At 44.7% G+C, this 14,274-nt stretch carries 11 protein-coding genes and 8 tRNA genes; 8 read left to right on the top strand and 11 right to left on the bottom strand.

From position 1 onward, the window contains the following. Positions 1–50 precede the first annotated feature (50 nt). The 5 genes from OZ660_RS06940 to gltX all read right to left on the bottom strand — a co-directional run bounded on the left by OZ660_RS06940 (position 51) and on the right by gltX (position 2,303). Positions 51–126: transfer RNA gene (locus tag OZ660_RS06940), tRNA-Glu, on the bottom strand. Between the two features lie 152 nt (positions 127–278). Beyond that, positions 279–354: transfer RNA gene (locus OZ660_RS06935), tRNA-Glu, on the bottom strand. Positions 355–512: 158 nt separating this feature from the next. Beyond that, positions 513–588, bottom strand: a tRNA-Glu gene (locus tag OZ660_RS06930). Between the two features lie 142 nt (positions 589–730). Further along, a tRNA-Ala gene (locus tag OZ660_RS06925) sits at positions 731–806 on the bottom strand. A gap of 87 nt (positions 807–893) precedes the next feature. Next, the gene (gene gltX / locus OZ660_RS06920) at positions 894–2,303 is read right to left on the bottom strand and encodes a glutamate--tRNA ligase (RefSeq protein WP_159622932.1); all 1,410 of its coding nucleotides are present in this window, start codon (positions 2,301–2,303) and stop codon (positions 894–896) included. Positions 2,304–2,933: 630 nt separating this feature from the next. Between gltX and OZ660_RS06915 the strand changes: the two genes are divergently transcribed. The 5 genes from OZ660_RS06915 (at position 2,934) to OZ660_RS06895 (ending at position 5,115) form a co-directional block, all read left to right on the top strand. After that, a tRNA-Val gene (locus OZ660_RS06915) sits at positions 2,934–3,009 on the top strand. Positions 3,010–3,032: 23 nt separating this feature from the next. Continuing rightward, a tRNA-Val gene (locus tag OZ660_RS06910) sits at positions 3,033–3,108 on the top strand. A gap of 36 nt (positions 3,109–3,144) precedes the next feature. Continuing rightward, positions 3,145–3,220 (top strand) — tRNA-Val (locus tag OZ660_RS06905). A gap of 32 nt (positions 3,221–3,252) precedes the next feature. Then, a tRNA-Val gene (locus tag OZ660_RS06900) sits at positions 3,253–3,328 on the top strand. A 167-nt stretch (positions 3,329–3,495) separates the two neighbouring features. Then, positions 3,496–5,115, top strand: a complete 1,620-nt coding sequence (locus OZ660_RS06895) for a response regulator (RefSeq protein ID WP_274742987.1) — start codon at positions 3,496–3,498, stop codon at positions 5,113–5,115. 8 nt (positions 5,116–5,123) lie between these two features. Here the strand turns inward: OZ660_RS06895 and OZ660_RS06890 are convergent, their stop codons facing one another. Both OZ660_RS06890 and moaA read right to left on the bottom strand, forming a co-directional pair. Continuing rightward, positions 5,124–5,651 (bottom strand): GNAT family N-acetyltransferase, encoded by a 528-nt coding sequence (locus OZ660_RS06890; RefSeq protein ID WP_159622936.1) that lies wholly within the window; start codon positions 5,649–5,651, stop codon positions 5,124–5,126. A 117-nt stretch (positions 5,652–5,768) separates the two neighbouring features. Beyond that, positions 5,769–6,737, bottom strand: coding sequence for a GTP 3',8-cyclase MoaA (gene moaA, locus OZ660_RS06885; protein WP_274743437.1), 969 nt, complete (start codon positions 6,735–6,737; stop codon positions 5,769–5,771). A gap of 274 nt (positions 6,738–7,011) precedes the next feature. On the opposite strand from moaA, the gene OZ660_RS06880 reads away from it, so the two are divergent. Then, positions 7,012–8,811: an ABCB family ABC transporter ATP-binding protein/permease gene (locus tag OZ660_RS06880; RefSeq protein WP_274742986.1), complete on the top strand. Its 1,800-nt coding sequence runs from the start codon at positions 7,012–7,014 to the stop codon at positions 8,809–8,811. Positions 8,812–8,816: 5 nt separating this feature from the next. Continuing rightward, positions 8,817–9,032: a DUF3820 family protein gene (locus tag OZ660_RS06875; protein WP_159622940.1), complete on the top strand. Its 216-nt coding sequence runs from the start codon at positions 8,817–8,819 to the stop codon at positions 9,030–9,032. Between the two features lie 9 nt (positions 9,033–9,041). Here the strand turns inward: OZ660_RS06875 and OZ660_RS06870 are convergent, their stop codons facing one another. The 4 genes from OZ660_RS06870 to OZ660_RS06855 are packed head-to-tail and all read right to left on the bottom strand — an operon-like array spanning position 9,042 to position 12,874. Beyond that, on the bottom strand, positions 9,042–10,406 hold the full coding sequence (locus tag OZ660_RS06870; RefSeq protein WP_274742985.1) for a TrkH family potassium uptake protein: 1,365 nt from the start codon (positions 10,404–10,406) through the stop codon (positions 9,042–9,044). Further along, positions 10,403–11,059, bottom strand: a complete 657-nt coding sequence (locus OZ660_RS06865; RefSeq protein ID WP_274742984.1) for a potassium channel family protein — start codon at positions 11,057–11,059, stop codon at positions 10,403–10,405. Before OZ660_RS06865 ends, OZ660_RS06870 begins: the two co-directional genes overlap by 4 nt. Positions 11,060–11,072: 13 nt before the next feature. Beyond that, the gene (locus OZ660_RS06860; RefSeq protein ID WP_274742983.1) at positions 11,073–11,759 is read right to left on the bottom strand and encodes a response regulator transcription factor; all 687 of its coding nucleotides are present in this window, start codon (positions 11,757–11,759) and stop codon (positions 11,073–11,075) included. Next, positions 11,756–12,874, bottom strand: a complete 1,119-nt coding sequence (locus OZ660_RS06855) for a sensor histidine kinase (protein WP_274742982.1) — start codon at positions 12,872–12,874, stop codon at positions 11,756–11,758. Before OZ660_RS06855 ends, OZ660_RS06860 begins: the two co-directional genes overlap by 4 nt. Positions 12,875–12,959: 85 nt before the next feature. Here OZ660_RS06855 and OZ660_RS06850 point away from each other — a divergent pair, with 85 nt between their 5' ends. Beyond that, positions 12,960–14,273, top strand: coding sequence for a pepsin-like aspartic protease (locus tag OZ660_RS06850; RefSeq protein ID WP_274742981.1), 1,314 nt, complete (start codon positions 12,960–12,962; stop codon positions 14,271–14,273). The last annotated feature ends 1 nt before the right edge of the window (position 14,274 follow it).

Here is a 14,274-nt window from a genome sequence, read left to right as displayed (position 1 = left end):
TAAACACTCCAGCATATTTCACAGTTTTAATCGACTGTGACGCGATAAAATGGCGTCCCCTAGGGGATTCGAACCCCTGTTACCGCCGTGAAAGGGCGGTGTCCTAGGCCTCTAGACGAAGGGGACAGAAATTTTGCTAGTGAAGCAAAGCTTCACTAAATTTCTGTAAGGCGAGATGAGCTCTACGAATCGAGCGACCTTTTCCTTACTGAAATTTCCGTCCAAAGTTAAAAACTCCAGCCTATTTCACAGTTTTGATCGACTGTGACGCGATAAAATGGCGTCCCCTAGGGGATTCGAACCCCTGTTACCGCCGTGAAAGGGCGGTGTCCTAGGCCTCTAGACGAAGGGGACTGAAAATCTTCTTTCGAAAGCTTCGCTTTCGAGATTTTCAGTAAGGCGAAGTGAGCCAGCGAACTGAGCGACCTTTCCTTACTGATTTTTCAGTCAGAAGTTGAATCATCAACTCCAGCCTATTTCACAGTATTAATCGACTGTGACGCGATAAAATATGGCGTCCCCTAGGGGATTCGAACCCCTGTTACCGCCGTGAAAGGGCGGTGTCCTAGGCCTCTAGACGAAGGGGACAGAAATTTTGCTAGTGAAGCAAAGCTTCACTAAATTTCTGTAAGGCGAGATGAGCTCTGCGAATCGAGCGACCTTATCCTTACTGAAATTTCCGTCCGAAGTTAAAAACTCCAGCCTAAATCAAACCACATACTCTGTAGCTTGGTGGAGCCAGGCGGGATCGAACCGCCGACCTCCTGCATGCCATGCAGGCGCTCTCCCAGCTGAGCTATGGCCCCGTCATAGTCCCAATCACTTTTTGTGTGACTGTTCCGTGACAGCGGGGCGCATTCTAGGCATCCCCCCCTGTCATGTCAACGGTTTTTTTATGAATTTTCTCTGTTTGCTATAAAAGTGAGCGCTTTGTCGATTCTCTCGCCAATTTTCTCTTTTGAAAGCAGATTCAAGGTGATATCTAACGATGGCGAGTTACCACCACCGGTAACAGCTACACGCAACGGCATGCCTACTTTACCCATACCAACTTCCAATTCTTCCGCCGTACCATTAATAGCGGCTTGAATATTTTCAGGGTTCCACTCTTCAATTGCCATTAATTTAGCTTTCACGTGCTCAAGGGGGCCTTTCGCTACTGGTCGAAGATGCTTTTTCGCAGCGTTGGCGTCAAAATCGTCGTAATCTTGATAAAAATACGTCGATATCTCTGCAAGCTCTTTCAACGTCTTAACACGGTCAGCTTGAATTGCAATTATTGACTCAAGCGCAGGTCCTGCTGTTAAGTCCACGCCTAAAGCGTCAAAATGCCATTTAGCGTGAGACGCTACTTCGCTCGCTGGTAGTGATTTAATATAATGCTGGTTCAACCAAATCAATTTTTCTGTATTGAATGCAGAAGCAGACTGCCCTATCGCATCAAGACTAAATTTCTCTATCATTTCGTCTAATGAGAAAATTTCTTGGTCACCATGAGACCAACCAAGTCTAACTAAATAGTTGAGCACCGCTTGTGGTAAGAAACCATCGTCGCGATATTGCATTACGCTCACTGCACCGTGACGCTTTGACAACTTCTTACCGTCGTCACCTAAAATCATAGAAACGTGTGCGTACTCTGGTACTGGTGCACCAAGCGCTTCAAGAATATTAATTTGGCGTGGCGTATTGTTTATATGGTCTTCACCACGAACTACGTGAGTAATCCCCATATCCCAATCGTCAACAACTACGCAAAAGTTATACGTTGGTGTGCCATCAGAACGCTGAATAATTAAATCATCAAGTTCTGTATTACTAATTTCAATTTTGCCTCGAACATGGTCGGTAATTACTACTTTGCCTTCAAGTGGGTTCTTAAACCGGATAACAAAAGGTTGGCCTTCAGGGTGGTCAGTTCTGTCTCGCCAAGTACCAGGGTAACGAGGTTTTTCGCCACGCTCTTTTTGCGCTTCGCGAATGGCATCAAGTTCTTCTGAGCTCATAAAGCATTTATATGCCTTACCTTCATCAAGCAATTGTTGAATTAGCTCTTTATAACGATCGAAGCGATCAGTCTGGTAAATAGGACCTGTATCCCACGTTAATCCAAGCCACAACATTCCGTCTAAGATGGCCTGCTTTGCTTCTTCTGTTGAACGCTCGATATCTGTATCTTCAATACGAAGTACAAACTCGCCACCATTATTTTTTGCTAAGAGCCAAGAATAAAGCGCTGTACGTGCGCCACCAACGTGAAGGTAGCCTGTTGGGCTAGGTGCAAATCGTGTAACAACCGACATGGTCACTCTCTATGTGTTAAAAAATTTCTAAAGTTGCGCGCATTCTACCAGTGTCAGCGTGATGACAAAAGACGGTAAGCACTTTCAAGGCTATTTATATCTTCTTAAGCGAGTTGAAGATAAAAAAGGACAGACACTTTCTCGGTGCTCAGCTTCTTCTATATAGGACAGGCAATATTGCAAGCAGTATTGGACAGTCACTTTTTTAGAAGTAATTAGAGAAAAAAGTGTCTGTCCGCTTTTTATATACATCTAATAAAAGAGTGGGTGTCCGATTTAAGTTCTAGATAAGTTCTAGACAAGCAGTATTGGACAGTCACTTTTTAGAAGTAATAAGAGAAAAAAGTGTCTGTCCTCTTTTTATATACATCAAATAAAAAAGTGTGTGTCCAATTTATATACGTGAAGTTTCTGGGGTAGCTAAATAAGTGTGTGTCCGATTTAAGTTAGATTTGTCTTTTGCGCGTAAATTGGGTGAAAAATGCGGCGCTTTTCATCAATTTAATCAAGATACGAACAGAATGTTTAAATTTCCGCCATACGATCACTTTTCTTTAATTTTATAGTTGACACTAACGGAACCGACTCTATAATACCGCCCCACTTGCTTAGGCAAGCAAACAAAGAGATGGACGCTTAGCTCAGTTGGGAGAGCATCGCCCTTACAAGGCGAGGGTCACTGGTTCAAGCCCAGTAGCGTCCACCACCTTCTTTGTTTTGAAACTAAATGGACGCTTAGCTCAGTTGGGAGAGCATCGCCCTTACAAGGCGAGGGTCACTGGTTCAAGCCCAGTAGCGTCCACCATCTTTCTGAAAGATTTAGTTTCTCGAATTACATATCGGACGCTTAGCTCAGTTGGGAGAGCATCGCCCTTACAAGGCGAGGGTCACTGGTTCAAGCCCAGTAGCGTCCACCATCTTCTATGTGTAATTCCTCAAAAAATCAATTGGACGCTTAGCTCAGTTGGGAGAGCATCGCCCTTACAAGGCGAGGGTCACTGGTTCAAGCCCAGTAGCGTCCACCACTTCTTTTTCCCTGATATCTTCAACATTGCACTAAAGTTTTATCGCTAAATATCCGATAAGCATGTTATACGCGAATTAACGCAACTATTTGTTATAACAACTATACTTACCTTATCTCACTTTCGTGATATGGTTGGGTATTGTACCTATTATCGGTTTTATGTGGATGAAACTTAACTTAGCTAAAAACACTAAGTTGCTGATTGCAGAGGATCAAGTGCTGGCCAAAAGCCATATGCACTATGCCCTCGAGCAGTTGGGTTTCAAAAACATGGACTATGTCGATAGGCCCTCACACGCACTCGTTGCAATGCAAGAGCGCGATTATGACGGTATCATTTGTTCATATAGCCTTCGTTCTGAACAAGGTGGCTATTTTCTACTTGAGCAACTTAATGCAGAACAAACCCTTCCCTTAACCAGTGCCTTTATTTTTACAAGTGCCGATACTTCTTCTGAAGTTGTTCATGCCATCATTGAACTACAGCCTGATGAGTTTATTGCAAAGCCCTTTTCAGTTAACGAACTTGATAAGCGCCTATCTCGCGTTTTGTCGCGCAAGCATGCGCTTCGAAATGTCTACCTGCAAATGGACAAAAAAGATTACGAAAAGGCATTAGCTGAAGTTGAAAATTTTTTGCTTCAGCCTGAACATTCAGAGCACTTCCCACTTGCCCTAAAAATTAAAGGCGAGATGCTGGTGCAAACGCAGCGCTATCACGAAGCCATTTCGTTTTACGAATCCATCATCAATATTCAAGATTTTAGCTGGGCGAAACTCGGCATTGCCACCTCATTAATGGCCTTAAACGAGTTTGACGACGCAGAAAGGGAAATTATACAACTGGCGCTTCGTCCCGACGCCGCGTTAAATGCCTATGACTTACTTGCGAAGCTCCAAATCAAGCAATCTGCTTTTGACGATGCATTAGAAAGTACCTCTCTTGCCTGCGACATTTCGCCTAGAAACATTCCACGGCATCAGCAAGCAATAGATCTGGCGCGTATTACACACGACTATGAAAGCCAGTTTAATAGCGCAAAAAAAATGGTGCGTTACGCCAAGGGCTCTATCCACGACAGTCCTGAGATTTACCTAACTGCCGCTCGTGCAGGTGTGGATTTTGCGATGACATCAGATCCAGAGCACGTGAATAATATTGTAAAGCAGACCGGTGAATACCTTCGCCAATTAAAGCGCGCGCACCCTAAGGCGGTAGTCAATGATGAACTTGCAGTCATCGATGCACGCCTTCATTATTTGAAAGACGACGTTGTAAAAGCGCAACAATTATTGTCAGATTTTAATGTAGACGGTGATCAATATCATTCTACCGAAGCGCTGCTCGATAGAGCCAAGGCACTTCATGAAATAGGTATGCGTGCTAAATCACTTGAAATATTAGATGCCATTGCCGAAAGAGAGCCGTCAAAAAAAGGGGAAGTAAACCTACTTGCCACCTACTTGAAACAAGAACGAGCAGAAAGAAAAGCCATTACGTTGAGCCCCAAAACACTCAACAATACTGCAGTGGCCCAATACAAAAAAGGCCACCTGGAACAGTCGTATACCACGTTTTCTCAAGCATTTAGAGTAATGCCCAAAAACCCTTCTATTGCACTTAACTATCTACAAGCAATAATTAGAGCCCGAAGAAGTAACACCCCACTGCCCCCTAACACGGTAGACGCTATCAAGAAATGTAGAGAAACATTAGAAACGGCCTCATTGTCTGAGGAGCAACGTTCACGCTACGAATCAGTGATGCATATTCTCAACCGTTAGGCAGTCAGCTAATTGGTGTAAACCACAACAGTTTCATGAAATAGTTTATCTTTGTATTCAAGTTCGTGGCTGAAGGTCATACCAAGCTTTTTCATGATATTGATAGATGCAGCATTGTCTGGATTAGCAATAGCTGAGAATTTCTCAACGCCGATATCGAATAAAGCATCCTTTACTGCCATAGCAGCTTCGGTTGCATAGCCTTTACCCCACGTGCTGCGTTTAAAACGCCAACCTAGTTCCATGTTATCGCTTTCGGGATTTTGAGTAAAAAAGCCAAAGGGGCGAACTAGTATCCATCCAATACTCTCTTTTTCAGCCAGCGTTTCAACACGCCATAGCCCCCACCCTAATGCTGGGTTGGAGTATGCAAGAAAGCGAGGTACAAAAATGTCGCGAATATCTTCCTTAGAAGATTTTTTCCCGCCATTGATAAACTTCATTACTAGTTCGTCTTGATCGAGTTCCCATAAGAAGTCGGCATCAGCTTCTGTGATGTAGTGGTAGGAAAGACGCGCACTGTCCATGATATGCATATACTTCCTTTTTCATTATTATTTTTAATTATGTTTCAATCGATGAATATAGCTCATTTTTGCAACAAACCAAACAAAATACGACCAATTTCGCCTAATGTTTTTTACTCACTTACCTTAACCACCTAACATGGCTAAGTGTTTAGTCGCGCCGGTTTTGCCTTCGTGCAAATAGTGCGTTTCGTGCTTTTGGCCAAGCACATTTTGAAGAAACTGCACTACTTCATTTACATCACCACCTGCCAAAAGCTCGCGCATATCAATGCCGTTTTCACTAAACAAGCATAAATGCAATTTGCCCGGCGCAGACACGCGAAGTCGGTTGCAGGTTTTACAAAAATCTTTGCTATACGGCATTATTAGGCCAATTTTGCCCGCGTAATCTGGGTGATAAAATTCTTGAGCAGGGCCTGCGTCTTTACGACGTAGCAAGGGCTGCCATCCCATCTCGACCAGCGTATCTTTTAATGGAGTGCCACTTTGATGTTGTTTATTGAAAAATTGATGAAGGTCGCCAGTTTCCATAAGTTCGATAAAACGCAAGGTCACGGGCATATCTTTTAGCCATGCAAGAAAACGGTTCAAGCGGCTATCTGAAAAATCGTTAAGCAGCACCGAGTTCACTTTTACATCCAAGCCGCAGTCGATAGCTGCGTCTAGGCCGCGCAACACGGTTTTAAGCTTATCTTGCCCGGTAATGGCTGCAAACTGACGAGGGTCTAAACTATCAATGCTCACATTAACCTGATGAAGGCCTGCCTCTTTCCACTGGGCAGCAAATTTTTCCATGCGACCACCATGCGTAGTCATAGCCACACGGTTTATCCCAGGCGTATTAGCGGTTAAACGAAGAATATCCAGAAAGTCGCGGCGAAGTGTTGGCTCCCCGCCCGTTAGCCGTACTTTAGACGTTCCCAATTGCGCAAAGGCTTTTAGCAAGGTATCTATTTCAGCAAGCGACATGAACTGGTCGCTAGAAGGGCCGTCGTATCCATCGGGCAAACAATACTGACAACGGAAGTTGCACGCTTCGGTCACTGACAAACGTAAATAATGAAACTGTCTACCGAAACTATCTTCTAACAAACTCACTCCTCGTTGCGTTGCCTGTTGGCATTGCATATCTTTTTTACTTTGCGCTTTTCTAACGCTACACATTTAGTAGTTACTAAACTAAACCACTCGTAGTGTACGACGCGAGAAAACAGATTTAAATACCTTCATGAATATAATTAAGACCAAATTAATCTCTTAGATCTTTCAAAACGTATTTCAAACAGCGCAATAGCGAAAAGTCGTGTACTCTACTACACGGTTATACCGCCCGTTCTTTTATCTTTACTACATTTCACACTATAAAATGAGAAGAAACCGATTTCCCACCAATGTCGATGAACCTGTTAAATGGCACGTTCTTTCGCAACTTTGGCCTTATTTACTTGAATTCAAGCGCCGTGTAGCGCTGGCACTTTTGTGTTTGATAGCCGCTAAACTCGCCAGTATTGGTCTGCCCTACGTGCTTAAGTACACGGTCGACAGTTTAAACGGCGACTTAACCACATTAGCCCTAGCGGTGCCTATTAGCCTTATCATTGCTTATGGCGCTTTGCGGCTTATAAACGTTTTGCTTGGCGAAGTGCGTGACACGCTATTTGGCCGAGTAACAGAGCGAGCCATGCGAAGACTTGGGCTAAAAGTGTTCAAACATTTGCATAACCTCGACTTAGGGTTTCATTTAAACCGCAGAACGGGCGGCTTGTCGCGAGATATTGAGCGCGGCACCAACGGCATTAGCTTTTTAATGCGCTTTATGGTGTTTAACATAGTGCCTACCCTGCTAGAAATTGCGCTTGTTGTGGGCCTGCTCTTGGTACAGTTTGGCGTATCTTTCGCCATGATCATCATATGCAGCGTGGTGGCCTATATTGGCTTTTCTATGAAAGCCACAGACTGGCGCACACGCTTTGTTACTCAAATGAATGAGGCCGACTCTACCACCAACTCGCGAGCCGTAGACAGCTTACTCAACTTCGAAACGGTAAAATACTTTAACAACGAGGCGTTCGAGGCCAATCGCTACGATACCGACCTTGCAGCATGGGAAAAAGCGCGCCGTAAAAACCGACTGTCCCTTTTTGCATTAAACGGTGGGCAGGCCAGCATTATTGCTATTGCAATGACTTCAATGATGGCTAATGCCGCGTTTGGGGTTATTAACGGCGAAATGACCATTGGTGATTTTGTACTGATAAACGCCTTTACCATGCAAATTTTTATGCCGCTTAACTTTTTGGGCTTTGTGTATCGCGAAATTCGCGGCAGCCTTGCTAACATCGATAAGCTATTCGACTTACTCTCTCAGGCGCCAGCCATTAAAGATGCCGATAATGCGTCTACACTGGTCACAACCAACCCCGTCATCACTTTTGATAACGTGGCGTTTGCGTATAACGAAAAGCGCGAAATTTTAAAGGGCATCAGTTTTGAAGTACCCGCAGGTGCTAAGGTAGCTGTGGTGGGTGAAAGCGGCGCAGGAAAATCAACGCTTATGAAACTACTGTTTCGCTTCTATGAGCCAAGCAGCGGTAGCATTAACATTGATGGGACAGACATTCGCAGTATTACTCAACAGAGCTTGCGCAGCCACATAGGGATTGTCCCGCAAGACACCGTGCTGTTTAACACCACACTGCTTGAAAATATTCGCTACGGTAATCCAGATGCTTCAATTGAAGACGTTGAAAATGTCATTAAGCTGGCGCACCTAGAAGACTTTATTGCCAAACTTCCCGATAAGCTTGAAACCACAGTGGGCGAGCGAGGCTTGAAACTGTCTGGTGGCGAAAAGCAGCGCGTTGCCATTGCAAGAGCGCTACTTAAAGGTGCGCCTATCATGATTTTTGATGAGGCCACAAGTTCGTTAGACAGTACGTCAGAGCGGGCCATTCTTTCTGCCCTTCGCGATGCCGCTAAAGGGCACACTAGCTTGGTCATTGCCCACCGCTTATCAACTATTGTTGATGCTGACAAAATTTTGGTGCTTAAAAACGGTAATATCGTAGAAGCAGGCACGCATTCTGCGCTTTTAGCCGCCAATGCTGAGTACGCGACTTTGTGGCACGCACAGCAACGTGAAAAGTACGCTGACAATGAGCAATAAGATAGATGGATCCGACACTAATAAAAGATGCCATTAACCAAGTGATGCCATTTGGCAAATACGCTGGAAGGCGATTATTTCATTTGCCTGAACCGTATCTTGTGTGGTTTCACAAACAAGGCTTCCCCCAAAACAAACTGGGGGAACAACTTGCATTGATGTACGAAATTAAACTTAACGGGCTAGAGTCTGTTGTCGAACCTTTATTAAACGACGATTAGCCTATTGTATTACCCTATTGCCAGTTTTGCGTCTGGGTGTTTAATTCTGCTCATACGAGGGCTGGCGATAAAGTAAGCGAGTGTTAACGGGCCAAGTCGACCAATGTACATTAAGAGAATAATGATAAATTCTCCGCTATCTGACAGACCTCCCGTTAATCCTCTCGATAGCCCTACCGTGCCTAGTGCAGAAACCGCTTCAAACACAATGTCCAAAAAAGGGGCATCTTCAGTAATCAGAAGTAAGAAAATGGCTATCCAGGTGATGCCAATCGAAATAAGCGTTAACGCCAGCGCCTTGCTTACTGTTTCAGTACTTATTGCCTTACCGTAAAGTGTAGGTGCGGCACCACGGCTAATATAGTTATATGCAGCTAGTAGCAGCACTACAAACGTCATCAACTTAATGCCGCTTGCGGTACTCATTGAACCGCCACCAATAAACATAAGCAGTAACATAATAGCCGTCGTGGCATCTTCAAGCGACGCTATATCAATGGTGTTAAACCCCGCGGTACGAGGTGTAACGGCCTGAAACCATGATGCCCATACTGCCGATACTGTGTCTAATTTACCCAAGGTGGCCGGGTTATCTATTTCGATCATCAATATTGAGATAAACGCCAGCACATTAAGCGCCAATGTGCCCAAGATCATGGTTTTGGCATAAACAGAAATAAGCTGCCACTTTCTTTTTTTAAGTAATTCTAACCACACAGAAAAGCCAAGTCCGCCAACAATAAACAACGCCGTAATTGTGATATTGATTACGGGGCTGCCGACATAGGCAGACAAACTGTCACTGCTTAAGGCAAAGCCTGCATTATTAAACGCCGATATCGTGTAAAAAAACGCGTTAAACATGGCATCTGATGCGGGCATTTGGGGCCACCAAAATGCGTTTAAGATAATAAATCCCATCATCTCAACCACAAATGCAAAGGCCAATACAGCTTTGGCGGTAGACACCAATGTAGACATATCGGTTTGGTTAAATGCCTCTTTCACGGCCGACTGTTGTAGAAAGCTCATTTTATTGCCCAGTGCAATAAGCGTGACTACAGCAAATGTCATAAGGCCAAGGCCACCCAATTGAATTAGTATGGCGATAACGGTTTGCCCCGCCATGGTAAACGCCGTTCCCGTATCGACCATAACCAGGCCCGTCACAGTAACCGCAGACGTTGCCGTGAATAAACTTTCAACCCACGTAATAGGTTCAACCGTCATCACAGGAAGTTTAAGCAGTAACGTGCCTACAATAATTACGGCTAGAAAACTCAGGCTTAAAATAAGCGGCGGTGCAGCATGTACTTTTGCAGCCCCTTGAGGTTTGCGTTCTAACGGCTTGTAAGCCGGACTCCATTTGTTCATTTCACAAACCTAGGCGCAATTTTTACCAGTGAATCACGTGGCCCGCAAAGGATGACGGTGTCGTGCGCCTGTATTTCAAATTCGCCAGCAGGTGATTGATTAAGTGTCTGTCCACGTTTTACTAGAAGGCAGCTGATGTCTTTCTCAAAACCAGACAAAACGCTGCTTATTGGCTGGCGGGCGAAGTCACTATCTAAAATAAGGTCGACAATATAATGCCCGTGCCCAATACCAATATAGTCATTCACCATTGGGTAATTTAGGGCTTGGGCAACCCGTGCGCCCATTTCTTCTTCTGGGTGGATGATTTTTGACACACCCAACTTCGACAATATGGTGTGATGAGCGCTGCTATTTGCTTTTACCCAAATATTTTTCACCCCAAGGTGTTTAAGCGCTAATGTACACAGCAAGCTGGCCTGCATATCTTCGCCAATGGCGACCAATACCGCTTCGCTCTCGCATAAATTAAGCTCCGAGAGCGCTCGTTCGTCGCTAGCATCACAAATTAGCGCCTGGGTTAAATCACCTGCACAGTGCTCAACTAAGCGCTCATTTTTATCAATGCCAGTTACTGTGTGCCCCATATGAATAAGTTCTAAGCTTGCAGTTAAACCAAACTTGCCTAAGCCCAATACAGTGAAATGCGACATTTACCAACCTCTATTACAAATGAGAAAACCGGTACCCTTTCTTGGGCATATTTTCAATAAATGATGAACTGCAGCCGTAATCGTCAAGTTTCTTACGTAACTGACGCACCAGTACCCTGATATAATGGCTGTCTTCGCTATGATGATGCCCCCAAATTCTACGTATAAGCTCTTGCTGGCTAATATATTCGCCAGGCTGCTTGGTCAACTCGTCAAGAAGCTGCACTTCTTTTGGTGCTAGGGCAATGTTATTGCCCTCTATCGTTAGCATTCGATCATCAACAGACAGTGTGACCGCGCCAAATACGCGTTGTGGTGAAGCAGGTGCAATAACTGGGTTAAAGTCTCTCAGTAACACTTTAGCCCTTACCACCAGCTCTTTTATTCCAAATGGCTTGCTTACATAATCATTGGCACCTTGTGAAAGTAGCTGAACTTTGTCTACTTCTTGATCTCTCGCGGAAAGCACCAGCACGGGAACTCTACTGGTTTGACGTATGCGGGATAACACGTCAGCCCCTTCACCATCAGGCAAGCCCAAATCAAGAATGACCAAATCGGGGGCCTGTTTAGTGAAAATGCTAATGCCCTTTGCCACGGTAGGCGCTTCAAGGCAGTCGTACCCTTCGGCCCTCAAGGCAATACTTAGCATTTGGCGAATGTTTGCCTCGTCTTCAATTACTAAAATACTATTTGTCATACAGCCACTGATTGATTAGGGATAACTAAGGTGACGCAGCAACCCACTTTCTCGTTGCTAACCGTGATGGTGCCGTTGTGCGCATCAACAATACCCTTGCAAACGCTTAGCCCTAACCCAATGCCACCTTTGCCGCTGTCTCGCTGACGCGTAGATTTAAAAAGTGCAAACGGCGCGTCCAGTTTTGCGTCACTAAATCCAACGCCTTCGTCAAATACTTGAAATTGAATGTTGTCGCCAATATTGCTTACTCTCAGCGTCACTGTGCGCTCGCTAAACTTAAGTGCGTTATCAATTACGTTATACAGTGCTTGTTCAAAAAGAGATTCAGACAAAGTAACATTTTGATGTGAAGACAAATTTTTTATCACCAAGCGAGAACTATTCACTCTGGCTTCCAGCTTTTGTAAAAAAGTAACCAATGATGTTTTTGACAGATTGATGGTAAGCGCGTTGTGCTCAATTTTGGTCGCTTGAAGCAGGTTCTCTATGTAAACGTAAAGTCTCTTTGCTTCGCTGTGAACGCCCTGCTGTAGCGCCTGTCTCTCGCTGTCATTAAGTTTATTTTGATAAGTAAGAAGGGTTTCGACAGAGCCAATTATGGCAGACAAAGGAGTGCGAAGATCATGTGATACCGAGCGTAGTATAGTGGTTTGTGTATTGGCAACTTCAAGCGCACGCTGCTGCTTTCTGACATACACGGCCAACTCGCTAGTAAGTAACGCAACAAGCATGAACACGACAAAATTAATGGTGTCTTCTACTTTGTCTATCTGAAACGTAAATAACGGTGCGGTAAACAAATAGTTAAAGCTTAGCGCCCCAATTACGCCAGCTGCTACACCGCCCGCGCGAGACGTGGTTAATGCTGCTATTGCACAGCCCAATTGCAATATAAGTAATATGCCACCCAGCGGCAAAAACCACTTACTTAACGCGACACAAATGCAAATTGCGACAGTCATAATTAAAATTGTGTATGCCGCCAGCTTTATTTGATTCATTGCTTCACTAAAATTTGATTCAACCTCTACAGCATACCAAGCTGATGTTTTCGAAACGCGTAAAATTTTGGTAAAACCCGCCTGCCCGCCCAAAATTGCAAGCGTACGCATCAGTACTCAGACCATAAAAATCTTGCTTCAAGCTCTTCTACTTGATACGGTTTTCTATGTTAATGAACTAGTTAGGAAGTCTAGTTTGACTCGCTCACTTCGAATCCCGCTAACCAATGTTTACGCTAAAGGCGGCTATTGCGCCCATGTAAAGTTAGGAAAGCATCAGCACCCCGTTAATTTAGTGCTAGATACCGGCAGTAGCACGCTAGTGGTACACAACGGTAGCTATCAGCCTGAGAAAGACACCGCTTTAACGCCAACATCTTATGAACAAGATGTCTGCTACGGCATGGGCGGATGGTATGGGCCAGTGGTTAATACCCGCGTGTCTTTTCACGGGTTAGGGCTAAGTATTCACTTAGACGATGTGCACGTTGCCGTAACGGCAAAAGAAGAAAGCCAGAGCTTTGCGCAGGCAGACGGTATTTTAGGTCTTGCCTATGACGGGCTGAATACAGCGTATGACTTAACGTCATTTTTGCAAACCCGTGATGTCAGCCCAGAAGTGACGTACCCGTATACCATGAGTCAAACCGATGACAGTGTGCGAGATTATCGTAAATGGTTGCACCAGTACCCCAGAAAAGCACTGGTGCCTTATTTTACCCAACTAGAAGCGCAAGGTGTTGTCGCTAATCAGTTTGCGCTACTCACACACCGTTCTAGTATTTTCCAAACCAACAGCCACTGCCCTGTTCGAAAGTTACAGGCCAGCAAAGCCAACCATGGCTTATTGGTACTTGGCAAACCGCACATTCACGCCGATTTGTATAAGCCGCCTATTCACACGGCGAAAGTGCTTCACGACAAATACTACAATGTAAACGTAAAAGCGGTGCAAATAGACGGCCAACCCAAACGCAGCGCGCCTGCGTTAAAAGAAAATGAAGTGAAAGGCTATTGTACTAATGGCATTGTAGATAGTGGCGCGTCGATGGTGATGTTTCCCCCCTCGCTGTACAAACAGCTAATGGACGATTTTGCCAGCCATAACGCTCAGTTTACCGAGATACTCACCCCCTTCATGACCTTTGATGGTACTGAAAAAGGCATTGATGCGGAAAAGGTAAACCTGAACGACTGGCCGAACATTTATTTGTACCTTGAAGGTGAAGACTCAGACATTTGCCTTTGCATTTCCCCTGAATACTACTGGCAAATACACGCACCAAAGCCCGAGCTTGCGTCATTTAAAATACTAAGCACGCCTAATTGGCCAAATCAAAGTATTCTGGGGTTGCCCCTACTTAATAACTACTACACCATTTTTGATAGGGAAAATGGCGACAAAGGCGTGGTTCAATTTGCCACAAAGGCCACATTAAGCGACGCCCTGCATTTAGAAAGCTGTCGGCTTTTTCACGCCCACACCGAATTAAACAATACCAAGGAATAAC

It is taken from the genome of Alteromonas sp. 009811495 (assembly GCF_028865455.1).
In the GTDB taxonomy this organism is placed as follows: domain Bacteria; phylum Pseudomonadota; class Gammaproteobacteria; order Enterobacterales; family Alteromonadaceae; genus Alteromonas.
Note: the sequence above shows the minus strand (reverse complement) of the source record. Positions and strands in the feature narration are given on the sequence as shown.

Coding starts and splice junctions, on each gene's coding strand:
- gltX (WP_159622932.1), bottom strand. CDS start 2,303: ATGTCGGTTGTTACACGATTTGCACCTAGCCCAACAGGCTACCTTCAC.
- OZ660_RS06895 (WP_274742987.1), top strand. CDS start 3,496: ATGAAACTTAACTTAGCTAAAAACACTAAGTTGCTGATTGCAGAGGAT.
- OZ660_RS06890 (WP_159622936.1), bottom strand. CDS start 5,651: ATGCATATCATGGACAGTGCGCGTCTTTCCTACCACTACATCACAGAA.
- OZ660_RS06880 (WP_274742986.1), top strand. CDS start 7,012: ATGAGAAGAAACCGATTTCCCACCAATGTCGATGAACCTGTTAAATGG.
- OZ660_RS06875 (WP_159622940.1), top strand. CDS start 8,817: ATGGATCCGACACTAATAAAAGATGCCATTAACCAAGTGATGCCATTT.
- OZ660_RS06870 (WP_274742985.1), bottom strand. CDS start 10,406: ATGAACAAATGGAGTCCGGCTTACAAGCCGTTAGAACGCAAACCTCAA.
- OZ660_RS06865 (WP_274742984.1), bottom strand. CDS start 11,059: ATGTCGCATTTCACTGTATTGGGCTTAGGCAAGTTTGGTTTAACTGCA.
- OZ660_RS06860 (WP_274742983.1), bottom strand. CDS start 11,759: ATGACAAATAGTATTTTAGTAATTGAAGACGAGGCAAACATTCGCCAA.
- OZ660_RS06855 (WP_274742982.1), bottom strand. CDS start 12,874: ATGCGTACGCTTGCAATTTTGGGCGGGCAGGCGGGTTTTACCAAAATT.